Source organism: Lentzea alba (assembly GCF_047445655.1).
GTDB classification, from domain to species: Bacteria; Actinomycetota; Actinomycetes; order Mycobacteriales; family Pseudonocardiaceae; genus Lentzea; species Lentzea alba_A.
This window is the reverse complement of record NZ_JAJAEG010000028.1, coordinates 126,267-144,431: the sequence shown is the minus strand read 5'-3', so window position 1 is coordinate 144,431 and position 18,165 is coordinate 126,267. Positions and strand designations below refer to the sequence as shown.

The following is an 18,165-nucleotide window of genomic DNA, read 5'->3' as shown; positions in this document are numbered from 1 at the left end:
ATCCGACTACGTGTCGGACCGTTCACAACCTCTCAAGGCAGTACAACTAGTCGACGCACCAGGTGACCCGGACGTTGTCCGGTGCCGTGTTCCGCAGCTCGGCACACACCTCGTGCGTCACCGCGACCCCCGTTCGCCGGCGAGCCCGCTCGTCGCCGGCGAACGGGGGTCGCCGGCTCGTACCCGTGGGAGTCCAGGTGCCGCCAGCAGTAGCCGGAACCGCATCCGCCCTCGACCACCTGCAAGCCGACTGGCACTTTTTCCAACACCTCCGAAATGCGATCCCCTTATGCCAGGTACTACGAACGCGCTTCCGCGGTCGAGCTGACCACGGGAGTGCGAAGCACCTGGTCAGATGCCATTTTGTCGACGTCGGCGCATGGTCAGGTACAGTCCCGACGCACGCAACCCTGGGGGGATCGAACATGAGGAAAGCACTTTCGCTTGCGTTCATCGCTGCGGCGCTGCTGGCAGGCGCCGGCAGCGCTGTCTCGGACTCCACGGCCCGGAGCGTGGCCCTGGTCGAGACAGCGGCGGCCGCGGGCACGTGCCCGGTACCGGGCCAGCGCGTCAAGACCTCGTCGTCACCGGCCATCTACGTCGTCGACCCGGACGGGCGCCTCTACTGGATCCCGAGCCCGGAGGTCTACCTCAGCCTGTTCCGGCCCGAGGCCGGAGTCACGATCTTCGACAACCTCTTCGCCGACTGCTACGGAGGCTTCGGGACCTTGAGCAAGGGTCACCTGGCCAAGGCGTCCGGCGACGCCATCTACATCTGGGACGGCCACCTCGGCGGGTACCGGTGGATCACCAGTCCCGCTGTCTTCGACAAGTACTCCTTCGCCCCGGACAAGGTCACGACGGTGACATCGGCGTCACCGGTCGTGGGCGAATGGCGCCCGTGAACTAGTGGCGCGTCCCGGAATGTTGGCGAGGTAATTCACGCTCAGCAGGGTGCATCGCGGCAACGTTCCGGGCCACACCACTAGTCGACGTACCAGGTGACCCGGACGGTGCCGGGCGCCGTGTCCCGCAACTCCGCGCACACCTCGTACGGCACCGTGACGCCCGTTCGCCGGCACAACCGCTCATCGCCGGCGAGAGGGCTCACGGCCGTGAAGCCCCGAGACTCCAGGTGCACGCGCATCACCTCGTGTGCCCGTTCCCCGGTCGCGGCGAGTTCCCGCCAGCAGCGGCCGGAGTCGCACCGGCCCTCGCCCTCGGTCACGTGCACGCCGGGTGGGCCGGGCAGCACACCCTCCCAGCCGGGCGGGTCGTACTCGTGCATGAGCACCTTGTTCCCGGCGCCCACGAAACCCAGCCCCACCAACGCGAGCAGCCACAGCACGCCGGCCGCTTCCCGCCGCTCCACGCACACGCCGACGAAGCTCACGATCGCCGCGAGCAGGGCGTAGAGCCAGAACGACTCAACCGGCGAAGGCACCCACGGCCCTGCCCACCAGAACCCGCGTGGAACGACGACCCACGCTTGCAACATCAGCAGCACCAGGCCGACGACGAGACCTGTCGACCGTGTTCGGGCCAGCATGCACCACAGCAGGACCGGCATGAGCACGAACAGGCTGGAATACCGGTCGACAGCGCTCACGGCCAAGGCCGCCACGGCCAACGGCACGCGCCACCAGAGCTTCGTCAGCGCCTCATGTACAACTCCCCCAGGCATGGGGCCATTATGCGGGGACCGGTCCCAGCACCGTCCACCTAGCTTCCGCAGCATGCGTCAGGTGCTTGTGGTGTTCGCGGTGCTCTTGGCCTCCGCGTGCGGGTCGGCGGAGCCGTCGGTGTCACCGGACGACTTGTTCATGGAATACGCGCGGTCGACGACGGTCAAGAACGACCTGCTCGCCCACGGCGCGACCAAGAGCGAGGACCGGCTGGCGACCCTCGCCTCCCGGTACAGCGGCGGCGAGCTCCGGGGTGCGTTGCTGTTCGCCTACGAATGCAACGACAACAAGCCGGCGCCCGACTGGCACACCAAGAGGTGCCGGCGCAGCAGCGTGGTCGACCGTGCCGCGGGCGGCGGCACGATGTTCGCCCGCTCGGTGATCGTCAAGCACGGCGACGGCTCGCTGGAGCTCGTCACCCTGTACGTGGCGCAGAGCCCGGGACGGTCCGTGCTGCTGGACGGGACCGGCCGCACCTACACCGACCTGGAGAACTTCCGCGCCACCAACGAACTCTTCGCCACCGACGACACGCTGCTGACCGTGCGGAACATCGCGGTCGCACCCGGAGGGGGCGACCTCATCACGGTCACCGGGCGGACCTCGCCGACCTGGTACTGGTGGTGGCTCGGCGGGCTGCTCGTGGTGGTCGCCGCGCTCGGTGTCGTGATCGTCGTGGCGGGCCGCAGTCATCAGCGGCGCCTGACCGCGCACCTGCGGAACGACGCCTGATGCGCCTCGTACTGGTCGCGCTCGCGGTGCTGCTGACCACCTCGTGCAGTACGGCAGAACCGTCGGTGACGCCCAACGAGCTCTTCTTCGAATACGTCCAGTCCACGTCGGTCAAGGGTGACCTGTGGGCCCCTACCGCATCGACGGCCGAGGCTCGGCGTCAGGCGATCGTCGCCCGCTACAGCGGCGACCAGTTCCAGCGTCTCGTGCTGCACGCGTTGGAATGCGACGGCGGGACGTGGCCGCCGTTCTTCGAGGACAGATGCGACCGGAGCATCGCGGTGGAGCAGACCGCGGCCGGTGGCCGGCTGTTCAGCCGGTCGGTGATCGTCAAGCACGGCGACGGGTCGTTGGAGCTGTTCGTGTTGTTCGTCCTGCAGCGTGGCGAGGAGTCGCTGCTCGTGGACGACACCGGGCGGACCTACACCGACCTGGAGAACTTCCGCGCCACCAACGAGTTCCTCGGCCAGGACGACACGATGCTGACCCTTCGGGACATCGAGTCCGCCGCCAACGAGGGTGAGCACGTCACGGTCACCGGCCACACCCCGCCGACCCGTCCCTGGTGGCTGGGCGGTGGGCTCGTTGCGCTGATCGTGCTCGGCGGTGCGCTCGTCGTGGCCGGACGGCGCCGAAAAGGCGGAAACGCCGCCCCGTGACGGGACGGCGTTTCCTTGTGGTGGGAGCTGGTCTTCAGGCCGCTCGGAGATCGGCACCGGCCGTGCTCATGACCGCCAGGCCAGCGACGTCAGCATCTGCTTGCCCTGCTCGGCGCTGCGCGGGTGGCTGAGGACGTCGTAGCGGCCGCCCACGAGCTGAGTGGTCGAGGCGAAGTCGCGGCGGCCGCGCTGGGCCGAGTAGCGGATGGCGGAGCCGATCAGGCCGAAGAGCGTACCGACGACCAGGCCCGTGACGATCGGGGCGAGCGCGCCGCCGGTCGAGAACAGGCCCAGCAGCAGACCGACGAACAGACCGAACCAGGCACCCGACGCGGCACCCGCGCCGAGGACGCGGCCCCAGGTCAGGCGGCCGGTGACGCGTTCGACGATCATCGGCTCGACACCGACGATGGTGACGTCGGCGACCGGGAAGTCGTTGTCCGCCAGGTGGTCGACGGCCCGCTGCGCCTCTTCGTAGGTCGCGTAGGAACCGATCGGCCAGCCCGTGGGCGGCGTGGGCAGTGCGTTGACACCAGTGGAGTTTGCTCCCGTGGCGAACGGAGTCGCGGTGGTCATTTTTCCAACACCTCCGAAATGCGATCCCCTTATGCCAGGTATTACGAACGCGCTTCCGCGATTGTTCCCAAAGTTGAGCTGATGTGACTCAGCTCCCCCTCGGTCAGCGTGATGTCCAGCGAATCCAGCGTTTTCGCGAGGTCTTCAACCTGAGAATTCTCAGGTTTCTCACCGGCGTGTTCGACGGTGAACTTCGAGCCCACCAATCGCCGGCTCAATCCCGGTTCGAGACGCATGACGACGAGCTGGCGGCTGAACGGCGAACGCTCGTGCGTGGCGACGTAGTAGTTCGCCGCCAGGTAGTCGATGGGCAGTTGCTCGACATCGGGCTCGAACGCGTGCTGGAGGTCCCAGCCGTCCGCGGACTGCTTCTCCAGCACCCACCGGCCGTCCGCGCGCCGCAGCCGGTGCGGCCACCCGGCCTGGTCCACGACCGCGCCGTCGGCCAGCGGCATCGGGTGCAGCATCCCGGCGCCGAAGCCGACGTCGACGAGGTGGTCGTCGACGATCGACATGAAGTGCGTGCGCGGTCCGGTCATCACCCGGCTCATCCTGCGCCGAACCTCATACCCGAGACGTTCGAGCACGGCGGTGAACAGCAGCTGGTGCTCGTAGCAGTAGCCGCCGCGGCGCGAACCGACGAGCTTGGCCTGGATGTCCTCAATGTCCAGTGACGGCACGCGGCCGAGCATCACGTCGATGTTCTCGAACGGAATGGCGCGCACATGCGCCTCGTGCAGTTCCGTCAACGAGCTGGACGCCGACGCTCCCGTGCGCGCGAAGTACGCGTCCAGGTCGACTGACTCCGTCTGCCACATCCCGTTCCCCCTAGCTCGACTGCCACTCCTCCTTGGTCAACACGTACTCGACCTCCCCTTGTTCCGAACCGGGCAGCGGCTCGTCCCAGTCGACGTGGAACGTGCGGACGTGCCGCAGCCCGCACTTCTCCATGACGCGCCGCGACCCGCTGTTGACGAACATCGTGGTGGCGACGACGCGCTCGACCCCGCCGGTGGTGAAACCGCGGTCGATCAGGGTTCTTCCGCCCTCGGTCGCGTAACCGCGGCCCCAGAACTCGGGATGCAGCCGGTACCCGAGCTCAACGGCTCCCTCACCGACGTCCTTGAACTCGAACCAGCCGATGAACCGGCCGGACTCCTTCTCGTGAGCCGCCCAGAAACTCCCGCCGAGGAAGTTCTCCGCGGGTTCCGGGTCGAGGAACCGCATCACCTCGGGGTCGGCGTGCAGCTTCTCCAGGGCGTCCACATCGGACGCGGTCAGCGGGCGCAGCGTCAGGCGTTCGGTCTCCACAACCGAATCCTGACGCCGCTGTCCACTCGATTACCGGGTCGGCTTGATCGTCTCCAGCACCGCTCCCTGAGCGTCGCGCACGATCACGCGGCCCTCCGGATGCGGTTCGTTCAGCCTCCCCGTCAGCACGAAGGTGCCGTTGCTCATCGTGGCGGGCGCGTCGGCCTGGCCGGGTGCGACGTAGGTGATCGACGCGACGCGCGGGTCGAGGACCAGGCCGGCCGCCGCGTAGTTGCCGCTGCCGGAGCCGCCGCCCGCTATCGGCTTGAAGTCGTACGCGGCGCGGATCGCGCTCACGGTCTTGCCGGACAGGACGTCCATGCCGTCGGGGTCGCGCAGGTCGTGGACCCAGCCGCGGGTCGGTCCGCCGGCGTCGAGGCAGTACACCATCAGGTCGCCGAACCGGCCGAGCAGGATCGTGTCCGTGGCGCTGACCTTGGCCGTCACGCCGAGGAAGAACTGGTCGGCGTCCGGGATCGCGCGGTCGTCCAGGCACCGCGCGAACCGCATGGTCTCCGGGGTGTCGCGGACGGCGGGCGGCAGCGGGCGGTCCACGACCGGCTGCGTGGGCTTCGGCACGCCGCGCAGGGCGAAGTCGTAGCCGTTGGCCAGCGCCTTCGTGCCGTTCTCGGCCTTGGTGAAGCCGTGCGGGGCCAGCAGCAGGCCGTCGACCAGGGCCGGTGACGTGTTGTTCCAGCCCATGTCACCCATTCGGGACAGGCTGAGGAACTTCACGTCCGGCGAGACCAGGCCGGCCAGCGTGCCGCTCGGCGTGGTGAACAGGATCTTGACCTTGCGGTAGCCCGCGTCGAGCTTCGTGTCGTCCGGAGCGGAGATCGTGGTGGTGGTCGCGGTGTTCGCGCAGAAGAACACGCCGGCCGGGACGCGGAACGCGGTGAGGATCGTGCCGTCCTTGCGGCTGGTCGCGATGGTCTGCCACTCGGCGGCAGGCGGATGTTGTTTCGCCGCAGAGGCACAGCGGGCCAGTGCATCGGGAGCGACGACGCCGCGTTCGACGTGGTTGACGACGGCGCGGTCCTTGCCGACGAACTCACCGTTGTAGGGGTAGGACGGCGGGGACGCGACCGGCGTGGGTCCGCCGCCGAGGAACTGGCCGGCGAAGACGGCGCCCGCGGCGAGCAGGCTGACCCCGGCGGCGATGAGCACCGGCGTGCGGTTGTTCGCGGCGGGGTCCATGCCCTCGGTGAGGCGGCGGCGGGCCCGCATGCGGACGTCGTCGGGCAGGGTGCGGCGCTCGGGCAGCTGGTCGATCACTGGGAGTCCTCGCTGGTCAGGTCGCGCAGGTGGGCGCGGGTGCGGGAGACGCGGGCGCGGACGCTCGACTCGGTGATGCCGAGGAGCGTGGCGGCGTCGGCGGTGGACATGTCGCCGAGCAGGCAGAGCTGGGCGATCTCTCGTTCGGCGCGCGGCAGCTTCGCGATCGCGGCCACCACCGCGGCCAGGCGGCGCTGGGCGTCGGTGCGGGTGGCGACGTCCTCGGCGTGGTCGTGCTCGTCCTGCGGCACGAGCTTGGCGACGAGCCTCAACGCCCGCCGCGAGGCCCGCCACTCGGTGCGGGCGCGGTTCGCGGTGACGGTGTAGAGCCAGGGCAGGGCGGAGTCGCGCACCAGCCTGGCCTCGCCGCGCTTGCGCCACGCGGTCAGGAACGTGGCGGAGAGCAGGTCCTCGGCTTGCGACCACGAGGCGGTCAGCCGGTAGGCGTAGTTCCACACCGCCTCGGCGTGCCGTTCGAACAGCTCGGCGAACGCGGCGTGGTCGCCTTTCGCGATCAGGTCCCAGAGTTGCGCGTCCGGCGGCGGACCCACGTCCGCCCGCTCGGTCGTCTCAGTCATCACACTCCGCCTGGGGCCGTCACAGGTCAGTGTGCTGCGTGACGCCGATCACTCTGCGGTGAGTCCGGGGTACCGGGGAGTAGCCCTCTTGGCAGGCGTGGGTGACAGCGATGGCAAGATCTTCGCGTGCCGATCGAGCAGCAGCAGTCCGGCAGTGTTGAGCCGGCGACCCAGGTGTTCGCGAAGATCACGACCGAGGAACCGACATTGCCTGCGACGACTCCAGCGACGCCGGCCGCGCCACCCACCGCAGCGACGACCCCAGCACCCACGACATCGCCTGCCGCGGCATCTGCTGCAGCGGCGTCCGCGCGCCAGCCGAAGTCGCTGGCCAAGAGGATCGCGCGGCGAATCCTCGGTCCGACCCTGATGACGAAGAGATAGCCTCGGCTACCGGTCGGGGACCTGGCCGAGCCCGCCGCAGACACGGCAGGCGGTCCGGTCCTCGTTGAGCCCAGAGCCAAGGCAACGGCTGCACTCCTTCACAGAAGAACAGTGTCCGCTTCTACTCCAAGTGGACGCAGCCGCCAAGCAGGGACCGTCCCGGCAATAATGGGTGACCCCCATCGTTCACGCTCGGTGATCACACCGGGGTGGACGGTCCCGCCGGGATCTCGTTGGCACGGGCCGCATTGCCTGCGACAACGCCTGGGACGATCCCTCCGCGGTCGCCGTGCGGGAGCTTCCACCAGCCGGAGCACCCGCGGGGGCACGGGTGCGACATCTCGTGCAGCACAAGGCCTTCCGGACCGGGAACGGGTTGCTGCCACGACATGGTCCCGGTGCCCGCGCAGAGCAGGCACGTGTCCTCTTCGCACTCCACGCAAGGTAATTACTCCACACGGGACACTCAGAGCAATCACTGGATCGAGGGGAGATCTCCGATGGCGGTCACGATCGTGACGGGAGCGGGTTCCGGGGTGGGGCGCGCGGCGGCGCGAACCCTGCTGGCGGCGGGTTTCCAGGTGGCGCTGGCCGGTCGGCGCGAGGACGCGCTGCACGAGACCGCGGAGGGTTTCGCCGACAGCACGTTGGTCGTACCAACCGATGTGTCGCGTGAGGACTCGGTCGTCGCGTTGTTCGAGGCCGTGGTCGCGAAGTGGGGCCGGGTGGACGTGTTGTTCAACAACGCGGGCACGAACGTCCGCGCCACGCCGGTCGACGAGTTCAGCCTCAGCGCGTGGGAGAAGGTCGTCGGGGTGAACCTGACCGGTGCGTTCCTGTGCGCCCGCGAGGCGTTCAAGGTGATGAAGACCCACGGCGGCGGCCGGATCATCAACAACGGCTCGATCTCCGCCTCGGTGCCGCGCCCGCACGCGGTGGCGTACAACGCGACCAAGCACGCGATGACCGGGCTGACCAAGTCGCTGTCGCTGGAGGGCCGCGCGCACAACATCGCGTGCGGGCAGATCGACATCGGCAACGCGGCGACTGCGTTGACCGAGCGGATGAGCCAGGGCGTGCTGCAGGCGAACTTCGAGATGAAGCCGGAGCCGACGTTCGACGTGCAGCACGTGGCCGACGCGGTGCTGTACCAGGCTCAGCTGCCGCTCAACGCGAACGTGCAGTTCATGACCGTGATGGCCACGGCCATGCCATTCATCGGCAGGGGCTGACCCNTTCGAGATGAAGCCGGAGCCGACGTTCGACGTGCAGCACGTGGCCGACGCGGTGCTGTACCAGGCTCAGCTGCCGCTCAACGCGAACGTGCAGTTCATGACCGTGATGGCCACGGCCATGCCATTCATCGGCAGGGGCTGACCCAGGTTTTGGCGCGAGAAGTACGTCCTCGCCGTGGCCGGCCCTGACGTACTTCTCGCGCCAAACGCCCTACATCGGTAGGGGCTGAGCCTGGTAGAGGCCACCGCCGCGCTCCAGCAGACCGAAGTCCACCAGGTAGCGGCGGATGGTCACGTGGTCGAGTTCTCCCCCGTCGCACCACGCCTGGAGCCGTTCGTTGATCTCGGTCTCCTCGTAGTACGTCTGCGGGACGAACGCCTTCGACGCGACGTGCTCGAGGATCTTGCGGCGGCGTTCGTGCGCGACCGGCAACGAGACCAGCTTGTCGCCGCGCACGAACGGGGCGAGCCCGTCGGCGGGCATCGACTCGGTGAGCGTGGCCGCGAGCGGCTTGAGGTCGGCCGGCCGGGCCGGGTCCCCCTCGACCAGCCCGGCCTCCCGGAGCTTCAGCAGCGCGATGCCCGCGTCCTTGACCTTCAGCCCGGACGCGGCGGCGATGTCGGCCAGAGTTCCCGCGCCGAGCACAACGGCGGCGAACGCCCGCAGCCTCGTCGGTTCGGCCAGCACGCGCACAACAGTCTCCGGAGTGGTCATGTCTGCGACCGTAACCGCCGCGTCCACGGAATTTCAGCGTGCCTGCTCTTGACGTGAGGGCGCACCCTGCCAGTCGTCTCTCATCGCCCGACCAGCCCTTCGGCCATCGTGTCCCCGAGGTAGGCCTCGAAGTCGGGCACGTCGGGCTCCAGCACGTGCCGCACCCACGCGTCGCGTTCGTGCGACAACGGCGGTAGCTCCCACACGCAGCCGATGAGGTCCTTCGGGATGACGCTGAAGTGTCTGAGGTCCGGGTCGGTGGAGCCGAGGAACGGCTGGTCGCCGGACACCGCGGTGCGGCAGTGCAGGACGTTGTCCCAGACCCAGTTGTAGGCGTTGAGGTACATGCCCGCGGCGCTGCGGTGCAGCACCGTGACGGTGGCGGGCGGGGTCGGGTCGGCGAAGTCCGGGTAGATCTTGGGCAGGAACTCGTAGGCGGCCTCGCGGATGCCGTCGGTGATCTCGAGGCCCGGCGTGACGACCTCGTACCGCTTGACGTGCCTGCCCGCGATGACCAGCGGTTCCTTCACCGTCATCTGCTTCTCGTAGAAACCCATGGGTCGAACATATGAGCTATCACTGACAACCTGTGGCAGTGTGTGCGCGTGCGTGCGAGCCGATTGGTGTCGTTGCTGCTCCTGTTGCAGACCAAGGGGCGGATGACCGCGCAGGCGCTGGCCGACGAGCTGGAGGTGTCGGTCCGCACGATCTACCGGGACGTGGAGTCGCTGCACGCGGCCGGTGTCCCCCTCTACGGCGACGCCGGGCCGGCCGGCGGCTACCAGCTGATCGACGGCTACCGCACGCGCTTGACCGGGCTGACCGAGCAGGAGGCGGAGTCGCTGTTCCTGGCCGGGCTGCCGGGCCCGGCAGCCGAGCTGGGGCTCGGGGACGCGGTGTCGGCGGCGCAGCTCAAGCTGATGGCGGCGCTGCCGTCGTCGATGCGTGACCGGGCCACACGCATGACGGAGCGGTTCCACCTGGACGCGCCCGCCTGGTACTCCGATCCGGAGCGGTCGCCGTTCCTGGGGCTGGTGGCGGACGCGGTCTGGCAGCAACGGCTCCTCGAAGTCAGCTACCGGCGGTGGCAGGCGCCGGAGGACGTCACGCGGGTGTTGCGGCCGTTGGGGCTCGTGCTGAAGGCCGGGCGCTGGTACCTCGTCGCGCTGGGCTCGACGCGGATCTCGACCTATCGGGTGGCGCAGATCCAGGCGGCGTCGGTGCTGGACGAGACCTTCGAACGGCCGGCGGGGTTCGACCTGGCGACGCACTGGGCGGAGTCGCTGCAGGATTTCCAGTCGCGGCAGTTCACCGGTGAGGCGGTGCTGCGGTTGACGGCGCGCGGGTGGGAGTCGTTCGCCTCGCACGTGTTGCCGGCGGTGGCGCGGGCGGCCGAGGAGTCCGCGGTGCCCGACGGTGAACGGGTGCGGGTGACGATCCCGATCGAGTCGATCGGGCACGCGGGCGGGATGGTGCTGCGGATGGGCGCCGAGGTGGAGGTGCTGGCGCCGGACGAGCTGCGCGAGCACGTCACGTCGGTGGTGCGGCAGCTCGCCTCGATCTACGCGGACTAGTCGCGGGAAGGTGCCGCCGGCGGTCGATCCGGGCGGTCAGTCACGCAGGTGCCGCAGGTAGGCCTCGGGGTTGTTCAGGTACCGGCGCCAGTGGTCGACGACGGCGAGGTCCTTCCACTCGGTGCGGCGGAACCCGTGGTCACCGACTTCGATGATGTCGGCGTCCGGTGTGGACGCGAGAATCGGTGAGTGCGTCGCGCAGATGATCTGTGCGCCGGACCTCCCGAGCTCGTACATCAGGGTGACCAGCCGCAGGCAGGACTGGAAGGACAGCGCCGCCTCGGGCTCGTCCATCACGTAGAAGCCGCGCTCGCGGAACATGGCGCCGAACACGGTGAGGAACCCCTCGCCGTGGCTCATCGTGGCGGTGTCCTCGTCCCAGTAGCCGCGCATGCCGCTGACGAAGTTCATGAACCCGAACGCGGTCTCGGCGCGCAGGAAGTACCCCTTGCGGTTCGACCGGCTGCCGGTCCGCTGCCTCGTACCGGCGGGCGTGGTCTCGAACTGGACCATCTCGCCGAGCGCGGTCTTGGGCCGGTCGTTGACGTACTTGCGCCCAGCGCGCCCGCCCTGCCCGTCCAGGCCCCAGGCCTCGGCGAACGCCTCCACGAGCGTCGACTTGCCGGACCCGTTCTCGCCGACGATGAACGTGACCGGTCGCTCGAACGTCATGCCTTCGTGAGCCAGCTGCGCGACACACGGCACATCGAGCGGCCATTGCGTCCTGCGGGGCAGCTTCTCCTCGGGGATGAAGGCGCGAAGCGCGAGCACGTGATCTCCAGACGGTTGTTGTGGCTGCTTGTGACGGTACTGCTCGCTCAGATGGCGGTCGCGATGGTCACGACCGCGGTGCGGCAGACGCCGACCATCGACGAGCCGGTCTACGTCGGCACGGCCGCGGTGTACCTCGATCAGCACAGCCTGCGGTTCAACCCGGAGCATCCGCCACTGGGCAAGCTGATCATGGCTGCCGGGCTGGCGTTCGCGGACGTGCGGATCGACCCGGCGTTCTCCGGCGACCAGACGGCGCTGGGCAGGCACGTGCTGTACGAGGCAGGCAACTCGCCGGGGCGGCTGCTGTTCCTGGCCCGGCTACCGGTGATCGTGCTGACGCTGCTGTTCGGGCTGGTCGTGTTCCTGTTCGCCGCTGATCTGTTCGGTCGTGTCGGCGGGTTGGTGGCCCTCGCGCTGTACGTGTTCTCCCCCAACGTGATCGCGCACGGGTCGTTGGCCACATTGGACGTGCCGGTCGCGGGGTTCCTGCTGACCACGGTGTGGTTGTTGTGGCGGGCGCGGGAGCGACATCAGGTCTACCTGCCGCTCGCCGGCCTCGCGTTCGGTGCGGCGCTGGCGACCAAGATGAGCGCGCTGGCCGCTGTCCCGGTGATGGTCTTCCTCGCGCTGTTGTGCGGCAGGAAGGCGTTCGCGCGGATCGGTGCTGCGGCGTTGATCGCGATCGCGGTCGTGTGGATCTCCTACCTGGTGATCGATCCGCGGTTGCAGTCGCCTGCCGTGCCGGTGGTGCACGGGTGGCGGGCGTTGGCGGACTGGCTGCCGTTGCCGGCGCCGTACCGCGACGGGATGCACGTGCAGTTCGGCTTCGAGGACCGGGTGTGGGGCGGCTACCTGTTCGGCACGCACTACTCCGGTTCGCGCTGGTACTACCTACCGGCCGTGCTGCTGGTGAAGACACCGTTGGGCGCCTTGGTGCTGTGGCTGGCCGGTGCGGCCGTGCTCCTGGCTCGTCACCGCGTGGCGGCCGCCTACCTGTTGCTTCCCACGGTCGTGCTGCTGGCCGTGGCGATGACCGGGTCCCGTGATCTCGGGGTGCGGTACGTGATCTTCGTGCCGATGTTCCTGGCGGTCGCCGCGGGAGCCGTGGTCGCGTCGCGCCGGTGGTGGGTGACGGTGCTGCTGGTCGTGTTCGTCGCGGTCGGCTCGTGGCGGACGTTCCCGTACTACCTGCCGTACTCGAACGAGGCTTTCGGCGGGCCTTCGCAGACCTATCTGCGGTTGCACGACTCGAACGTCGACTGGGGCCAGGACCTGGGGCTGCTGGGGGAACGGCTGCGCGACGAGCACGTGTGGCTCGTCTACAAAGGAGCGGGCGTGCCGTCCTACTACGGCATCAACGCTTCAGATCCGCTGTCGGTGCCGCCGGACCAGGTGCGCGGGCTGCTCGTGGTGTCGAACTCCGCGATCGCCAAGGCCGACGACCGGCTGCGGGCGTTGATGGCCACCAGCACGCGGATCGGTGACGTCGGGCACTCGATCACCCTCTTCCGCCGGTGAGCCGCCTGGCTATAAACTGTGGTTTATGGGGGATAACTCAACTGCAACTCGTCGTGCATTTCTTCGGGCCGGTGCTGCTGTAGGCGGTGTTGGGGTGATGGCCGCGGCCGTTCCCGCTGCTCACGCCTCAGTCGGTGGCCCGCACGTGTTCAAGGTGGGCGACTACGGCGCCGTGGGTGACGGTCAGGCCGATGACACCGCCGCCATCCAACGGGCGATCGACGCCGCGTACAACCACGCGTCGTCGGGTGCCGGCTACGCCCGTGTGGAGTTCGAGGCCAGGACGTACCGGCTGAACTCGCAGCCGCGGCGGCCGGTGCCGGGTTCGCCCAACACGGCCGGCCAGCTGATGATCCCGTTGCGCACGTCCGGGCCGATGATCACGCTCGAACTGGCCGGCGCGGGCATCCAGACCGGCCTGCAGTTCATCTACGACGGCCCGCAGGCACCGGCGGGCACGATGCTGAAGTCGACCGTCACGACCACCTGGAGCGGCCACGCCGAGGGCATGGCGCCCGCGGTGATCGCGTCACCGAAGGGCAACGAGTGGGGCGGCTTCAACCGGGTCGCGGTGGCCGTCACCAACCTCGCGATCCAGGTGCCGTCGAACCCGACCGTGTCCGGCATGAACCTGTTCTGGGCACCGCAGGTCCGCCTGCAGGGCATCCGCATCAGCACACCGGACCCGCTGCCCGCGATCGTCGAGCCTACGCACAAGTGGTCGACCGGCATCATGCTGCCCGGCGGCGGCAACAACGCCGTGATCTACCTGCGTGACGTGCACATCTGCGGTTTCCACACCGGCCTGATCTTCAGCGAGCACACGGACGCGTCCAGCGTGCTGATCTTCGCCTGCAAGGTGGCGCTGGCACCGCTGGGCAAGGTCCTGCACACCTCCCGCTTCGGTCTGGTCACGGTGGAGTGCTGCCCGATCCTGATCTCCCAGGTCGACTGGGAGCAGGGCCCGATCGGCGCGACCGAGGGCGACCGGTTCCGGATCGACCTGCTCGACGTCGAGGAGTTCAACGGCTTCGACGCCCGGCTGAACTGGACCAGGCACCAGGTGCACATCAACGACCCCGGCAACACCTACCGGGGCTGGATCTGGATGGCCCGCTCCGGCCGGGACTACCTGGGGATCGCGCTGAAGCTCAACGGGGCGCAGAACCTGCAGATCCACGAGATCCAGGACAGCTGACCCCGAACCGCGCGAGGTGGTGCCACAGGTACTTGGTCACCTGTGGCACCGCTTCGGCGTTCTGCAGGATCTTCGGGGTGATTGTTCCGTCTTCGGCGATCTCGAATCCCAGTGCGACAGACTCGGGGGTGCGGTAACCGGCGTTGTTCTTGAGTTCCTCAGTGGACAGTCGGAAGCCGGGATGCCATTCGACCCGACAGGGCAGGGTCTCGGCTACCGCCTCGACCTCGGTGCCGCGGAAGCTCGGGTCCAGCACGAGGGCTTCGACGTCGTGCAGCGTGACCGGGCCGTGGACGTGGGCCTCGATGTAGTTGTCGAGGAGGTCTTGGTCGTCGGCGTCGGCGAGCTCGATCAGGGACATCCGCTGGGCGGTGCCGAAGTCGACGGGGTCGAAGACGCTGTCGGGGTAGCAGAACGTGGTGCGGTCGAGGACGGCTTCGGTCAGGCGCAGGTTGGCCGAGCCGAACCTCGGTGCGCCGCCGTAGGGGCTTCGGCGGTGGTTGAGGGCGCCGTACTTGGGCCGGTCGGCGGGGTCCGCGTTGTCGTAGGCGCCGCCGAAGAGCCGGGACTCCCAGTCCCAGCGGGCGCCGCCGGGGTGGGCGGTGAGGCCGCCGTTGCTGGTGCCGGTCTCGAACTGCGAGCGGTAGACGCCGTCCCGCGCGAGGCTGGCGAGAACGCCGTTGCCGGGGTGGAAGTTGAGCGTGACGCGGAGATCACGGGGCATCGGGCCACCGGCGGAGAGGGCGGCGACGTGGTCGAAGGCGATCACGCGTCGAGGATCTCGCACCCCGGCCACGAACGCGCCCGATTTACCGCGATCACCCGTCGAGCGTGCCGATCGCGGCAACGCGCGGCCCCTTCGCCACGATCAGCCGTCGAGCCTGCCCGACCTCAGCAAGGACCGCGCCCTCTTCGCCGCGATTTCCATCAACGCCGTGAGTTCCCCGGCCTCGAACCCCGGCGGCGGCTCGACCGCCAGCACCACAGGTGTGGTGGCCGGAAGTCCCGGCTTCGCAGGCAGTTGACCAGCGGGTTCCTCCGAAACCACCACAGGTGTTCTGGTCCCGACCGGCCCGGCGACCCGCTGCCGCAGCGCGTCGAGCAGCTCCTGCTCCGGCTTGCCCTTCAGCAGCAGCAACACGAACGGATCGGCGTCGAGCAGCCACCCGACCTGGAACGCCAGCGCCGCCGCGTGCCGGCACGGCAGCTCCCAGCCCTCGCAGTCGCAGTCGGGTTCGAGGTCGCCGATGCCGGGCAGCAGGTCCACACCGGACTCTTCAGCGGCTGCGACGAGATCGCGCGGCATGTCGTTGTCCAGCAAGGCGGCGATGTGCCCGGCCTGTTCGGCGACGCGGTCGAGGAACCGTCCCCATTGGACTTCCGACAGCACCGGCACGCTGACCGTGGTGCTGTAGACGGTGTCGTCGTCGTGGACCTGGGCGTGCAGGAGGCCGGGGCTGACGGTGATCGGGCCGACGACGCCGGCGTGGGCGTAGCGGCGGCCGAGCTTGACCATGGCGTTGTCGAGGGCGGTGTCTTCCAGGGCCTGCACCCAGGCCTTGCCCCACCAGGTGGTGGCGACGCGGCGTTTCACCTTGGGGAACGCGGCGAATCCGCGTGCGGTCATCAGGCGCTCCTCAGCTGGACGAGTTCGGCCAGTTCGGCGTCGGTGAGCTCGGTGAACGCGGACTCTCCCCCGTGCAGGACGGCGTCGGCGAGGTCGCGTTTGTCCTGCAACAGAGCGGCGATGCGTTCCTCGATGGTGCCTTCGGTGACGAGCTTGTGCACCTGGACGGGCCTGGTCTGGCCGATGCGGTAGGCGCGGTCGGTGGCCTGGTCCTCGACCGCGGGGTTCCACCAGCGGTCGAAGTGGATCACGTGGTCGGCGCGGGTGAGGTTGAGGCCGGTACCGGCGGCTTTCAGCGACAGCAGGAAGACCGGGGCGCGGCCCTGCTGGAAGTCGTCGACCATCTGCTCGCGCTGGGGCACCGGGGTGCCGCCGTGCAGGAACCGGGTGGGCTGCTTGATGTGCTGTTCGAGCAGGCGGGCCATGCCGACGTACTGGGTGAAGATCAGCACCGAGCCGTCCTCGGCGACGATCGTGTCGAGCAGTTCGTCGAGCAGGTCGAGCTTGCCGGAGGTGCCCTGCAGCGAGGAGTGGCCGAGGTAGTGCGACGGGTGGTTGCAGATCTGCTTGAGGCCGGTCAGCAGCTTCAGGACCAGGCCTCGCCGGGCCATGCCGTCACTCGATGCGATCTGTTCGAGGGTCTCCCTGGTCAGGGCTTCGTACAACGCCGCCTGCTCGGTGGTGAGCGAGACGGGCAGGTCGGTCTCGGTCTTCGCGGGCAGCTCGGGCGCGACTCCGGGGTCGGACTTGCGGCGGCGCAGCAGGAACGGCCGCACGACCTTGGCGAGGGTGTCGTCGGGCTCCGGCCAGCGGGTCCGGAACGCGCGGTGCGTGCCGAGCAGGCCCGGAGTCGTCCAGTCCAGGATGGACCACAGCTCCGACAGCGAGTTCTCCACGGGCGTGCCGGACAACGCGACGCGGGCGCCGGCCGGGATCGAGCGGAGTGCTTTGGCGGTGCCGGAGTGCGGGTTCTTGACGTGCTGGGCCTCGTCGGCGACGACCATGCCCCACGCGTGCTCGCGCAGGGCCGCCGCGTCCAGGCGCATGGTGCCGTAGGTGGTGAGGACGACGCCTTCGTGAGCGAGCGTCCGTTGTGGACCGTGGTAGCGGGTGACCGGCGTGCCGGGGGCGAAGCGGTGGATCTCGCGTTCCCAGTTGCCGAGCAGTGAGGCCGGGCAGACGACCAGCGTCGGCTCCTGCCTTCGGTGCAGGTGGAGGGCGATGAGCGTGATGGTCTTGCCGAGGCCCATGTCGTCGGCGAGGCAGGCGCCCAGGCCCAGGTCGAGCATGTGCGCGAGCCAGCGCAGGCCGTGGAGCTGGTAGTCGCGCAGGTGGGCCTTCAGTGCGGCGGGCTGCGGGAACTCCGGGATCGTGGCGATGGCCGTGGCGAGGCTGTGCGGGGCGACGGGGACCTGTTCGCCGTCGACGATCGCGGTGCCGGTCAACGCCGCGGTCACGGCCTGGACCGCGGTGATCGGGGTGAGCTGCTGACGGGCCTTCTTCTTGAGCTTCGGGTCGACGAGCACCCACTGGTCGCGCAACCGCACGACGGGCCGGCTGGCCTCGGCGATCAGATCCATCTCGGCGTCGGTGAGCTCCTCGGCGCCGAGCGCCAGCTGCCAGTTGAACGTCAGCAGGTCGTCGGCCTTGAACTGACCGCTCGGTTCGCCGATGACGGCTCGGGCGGACAACGACGTGGTGAGGTTCTTGGGCCAGTGGACCTCGATGTCGGTGTCGAGGAGCTCGGCGACCTCGCCGTCGGTCAGCTCGGCCTGGTCGAGCAGGCGTGCCAGCGGCGGCCAGGTGGCGCGGCCGATCGCCTTGATGGCGTCGAGCTCACGGCCGGACCCGCGGACGTCGCGCGGGTAGGGGTCGGTGATGCCACGGACCTGCACGATTGCACGGAACCGCAGGTCATCGGTCGTTTCGATGCGCAGCGAGAGCTTGATCTGCTCGTCGGCCCAGGCCTTCAGCTCCGGAACCTGGCGAGGTTCGGGGCCGGCGAAGGCACCTTCTCCCGTACGCGGCAGGACGTCCGCGACGGCATCGAGGAACTCGCGCAACGAGTCGTAGTCACCGTGCGCCGCGAGCTGCCGCAGGTGCAGTTCGTCGGCGTGGTCGAGCGGACCGATCCGCCACGTGTCGTGGCCACCGGCCGTCACGCCGGGCACGATCCGGCCGCGCGCGATCAGGCTCAACGCCGTCGCGGTGGCCACTCCCCAGTAACCGGGGTCTTCGAGCGCTTCTGGCAGGGCTTCGATCAGGGGTTTTCCGTTGAACTGGCCAAGGCGGGGCGGGTCCGCAGGCACGAACATACTATGTAC

21 protein-coding genes and 1 pseudogene are annotated in these 18,165 nt (G+C 69.0%); 9 read left to right on the top strand and 13 right to left on the bottom strand.

Annotation, left to right across the window (positions count from 1 at the left end; translation table 11 throughout):
- The first annotated feature begins 425 nt into the window (after positions 1-425).
- Positions 426-905, top strand: coding sequence for a hypothetical protein (locus tag LFM09_RS37340; protein ID WP_414101321.1), 480 nt, complete (start codon positions 426-428; stop codon positions 903-905).
- Positions 906-985: 80 nt separating this feature from the next.
- On the opposite strand, the gene LFM09_RS37335 is transcribed toward LFM09_RS37340, so the two are convergent.
- Positions 986-1,684: a hypothetical protein gene (locus LFM09_RS37335; RefSeq protein ID WP_414101320.1), complete on the bottom strand. Its 699-nt coding sequence runs from the start codon at positions 1,682-1,684 to the stop codon at positions 986-988.
- A 52-nt stretch (positions 1,685-1,736) separates the two neighbouring features.
- Between LFM09_RS37335 and LFM09_RS37330 the strand changes: the two genes are divergently transcribed.
- A complete protein-coding gene (locus LFM09_RS37330) occupies positions 1,737-2,417 on the top strand; it encodes a hypothetical protein (protein ID WP_414101319.1) in 681 nt (226 codons plus the stop codon).
- Complete coding sequence (locus LFM09_RS37325; RefSeq protein WP_414101318.1) at positions 2,417-3,076, top strand: hypothetical protein; 660 nt, start codon at positions 2,417-2,419, stop codon at positions 3,074-3,076. The genes LFM09_RS37330 and LFM09_RS37325 overlap by 1 nt, the downstream gene beginning before the upstream one ends.
- A gap of 66 nt (positions 3,077-3,142) precedes the next feature.
- On the opposite strand, the gene LFM09_RS37320 is transcribed toward LFM09_RS37325, so the two are convergent.
- The 5 genes from LFM09_RS37320 to LFM09_RS37300 are packed head-to-tail and all read right to left on the bottom strand — an operon-like array spanning position 3,143 to position 6,816.
- Positions 3,143-3,652: a general stress protein gene (locus LFM09_RS37320; RefSeq protein ID WP_414101317.1), complete on the bottom strand. Its 510-nt coding sequence runs from the start codon at positions 3,650-3,652 to the stop codon at positions 3,143-3,145.
- Between the two features lie 41 nt (positions 3,653-3,693).
- Positions 3,694-4,470 (bottom strand): arylamine N-acetyltransferase family protein, encoded by a 777-nt coding sequence (locus LFM09_RS37315; protein ID WP_414101316.1) that lies wholly within the window; start codon positions 4,468-4,470, stop codon positions 3,694-3,696.
- A 10-nt stretch (positions 4,471-4,480) separates the two neighbouring features.
- Positions 4,481-4,963 (bottom strand): GNAT family N-acetyltransferase, encoded by a 483-nt coding sequence (locus LFM09_RS37310; RefSeq protein WP_414101315.1) that lies wholly within the window; start codon positions 4,961-4,963, stop codon positions 4,481-4,483.
- 30 nt (positions 4,964-4,993) lie between these two features.
- Positions 4,994-6,238, bottom strand: coding sequence for a hypothetical protein (locus LFM09_RS37305; protein ID WP_414101314.1), 1,245 nt, complete (start codon positions 6,236-6,238; stop codon positions 4,994-4,996).
- On the bottom strand, positions 6,235-6,816 hold the full coding sequence (locus LFM09_RS37300) for an RNA polymerase sigma factor (RefSeq protein WP_414101313.1): 582 nt from the start codon (positions 6,814-6,816) through the stop codon (positions 6,235-6,237). Before LFM09_RS37300 ends, LFM09_RS37305 begins: the two co-directional genes overlap by 4 nt.
- Positions 6,817-6,942: 126 nt before the next feature.
- Here LFM09_RS37300 and LFM09_RS37295 point away from each other — a divergent pair, with 126 nt between their 5' ends.
- Positions 6,943-7,200: a hypothetical protein gene (locus LFM09_RS37295; protein WP_414101311.1), complete on the top strand. Its 258-nt coding sequence runs from the start codon at positions 6,943-6,945 to the stop codon at positions 7,198-7,200.
- 199 nt (positions 7,201-7,399) lie between these two features.
- Here the strand turns inward: LFM09_RS37295 and LFM09_RS37290 are convergent, their stop codons facing one another.
- Positions 7,400-7,639 (bottom strand): hypothetical protein, encoded by a 240-nt coding sequence (locus LFM09_RS37290; RefSeq protein WP_414101310.1) that lies wholly within the window; start codon positions 7,637-7,639, stop codon positions 7,400-7,402.
- 61 nt (positions 7,640-7,700) lie between these two features.
- Here LFM09_RS37290 and LFM09_RS37285 point away from each other — a divergent pair, with 61 nt between their 5' ends.
- Both LFM09_RS37285 and LFM09_RS37280 read left to right on the top strand, forming a co-directional pair.
- On the top strand, positions 7,701-8,432 hold the full coding sequence (locus tag LFM09_RS37285) for an SDR family oxidoreductase (protein ID WP_414101309.1): 732 nt from the start codon (positions 7,701-7,703) through the stop codon (positions 8,430-8,432).
- Positions 8,433-8,445: 13 nt separating this feature from the next.
- Positions 8,446-8,577, top strand: a pseudogene (locus LFM09_RS37280) (3-oxoacyl-ACP reductase); the annotation flags it as partial.
- Between the two features lie 69 nt (positions 8,578-8,646).
- Here the strand turns inward: LFM09_RS37280 and LFM09_RS37275 are convergent.
- Both LFM09_RS37275 and LFM09_RS37270 read right to left on the bottom strand, forming a co-directional pair.
- Positions 8,647-9,150 carry a DUF2087 domain-containing protein gene (locus LFM09_RS37275; RefSeq protein WP_414101308.1) on the bottom strand — a complete coding sequence of 168 codons (504 nt, stop codon included), beginning with the start codon at positions 9,148-9,150 and terminating at the stop codon, positions 8,647-8,649.
- Between the two features lie 80 nt (positions 9,151-9,230).
- Positions 9,231-9,707, bottom strand: a complete 477-nt coding sequence (locus LFM09_RS37270) for a hypothetical protein (RefSeq protein ID WP_414101307.1) — start codon at positions 9,705-9,707, stop codon at positions 9,231-9,233.
- A 48-nt stretch (positions 9,708-9,755) separates the two neighbouring features.
- On the opposite strand from LFM09_RS37270, the gene LFM09_RS37265 reads away from it, so the two are divergent.
- A complete protein-coding gene (locus tag LFM09_RS37265) occupies positions 9,756-10,724 on the top strand; it encodes a helix-turn-helix transcriptional regulator (protein WP_414101306.1) in 969 nt (322 codons plus the stop codon).
- 36 nt (positions 10,725-10,760) lie between these two features.
- Here the strand turns inward: LFM09_RS37265 and LFM09_RS37260 are convergent, their stop codons facing one another.
- Complete coding sequence (locus LFM09_RS37260) at positions 10,761-11,495, bottom strand: AAA family ATPase (RefSeq protein ID WP_414101305.1); 735 nt, start codon at positions 11,493-11,495, stop codon at positions 10,761-10,763.
- 30 nt (positions 11,496-11,525) lie between these two features.
- On the opposite strand from LFM09_RS37260, the gene LFM09_RS37255 reads away from it, so the two are divergent.
- Both LFM09_RS37255 and LFM09_RS37250 read left to right on the top strand, forming a co-directional pair.
- Positions 11,526-13,016: an ArnT family glycosyltransferase gene (locus tag LFM09_RS37255; protein WP_414101304.1), complete on the top strand. Its 1,491-nt coding sequence runs from the start codon at positions 11,526-11,528 to the stop codon at positions 13,014-13,016.
- Between the two features lie 97 nt (positions 13,017-13,113).
- The gene (locus LFM09_RS37250; protein ID WP_414101303.1) at positions 13,114-14,214 is read left to right on the top strand and encodes a glycosyl hydrolase family 28-related protein; all 1,101 of its coding nucleotides are present in this window, start codon (positions 13,114-13,116) and stop codon (positions 14,212-14,214) included.
- Here LFM09_RS37250 and LFM09_RS37245 read toward each other — a convergent pair.
- From LFM09_RS37245 to LFM09_RS37235, 3 genes are all read right to left on the bottom strand, one after another.
- Positions 14,168-14,938, bottom strand: a complete 771-nt coding sequence (locus LFM09_RS37245; protein ID WP_414101326.1) for a DUF3626 domain-containing protein — start codon at positions 14,936-14,938, stop codon at positions 14,168-14,170. The two genes, LFM09_RS37250 and LFM09_RS37245, sit on opposite strands and share 47 nt — an antisense overlap.
- Positions 14,939-15,082: 144 nt before the next feature.
- Entirely contained in the window at positions 15,083-15,841 is a 759-nt protein-coding gene (locus LFM09_RS37240; protein WP_414101302.1) for an SWIM zinc finger family protein, read from the bottom strand.
- Positions 15,841-18,156 carry a DEAD/DEAH box helicase gene (locus LFM09_RS37235; RefSeq protein WP_414101301.1) on the bottom strand — a complete coding sequence of 772 codons (2,316 nt, stop codon included), beginning with the start codon at positions 18,154-18,156 and terminating at the stop codon, positions 15,841-15,843. Before LFM09_RS37235 ends, LFM09_RS37240 begins: the two co-directional genes overlap by 1 nt.
- Positions 18,157-18,165: the final 9 nt, after the last annotated feature.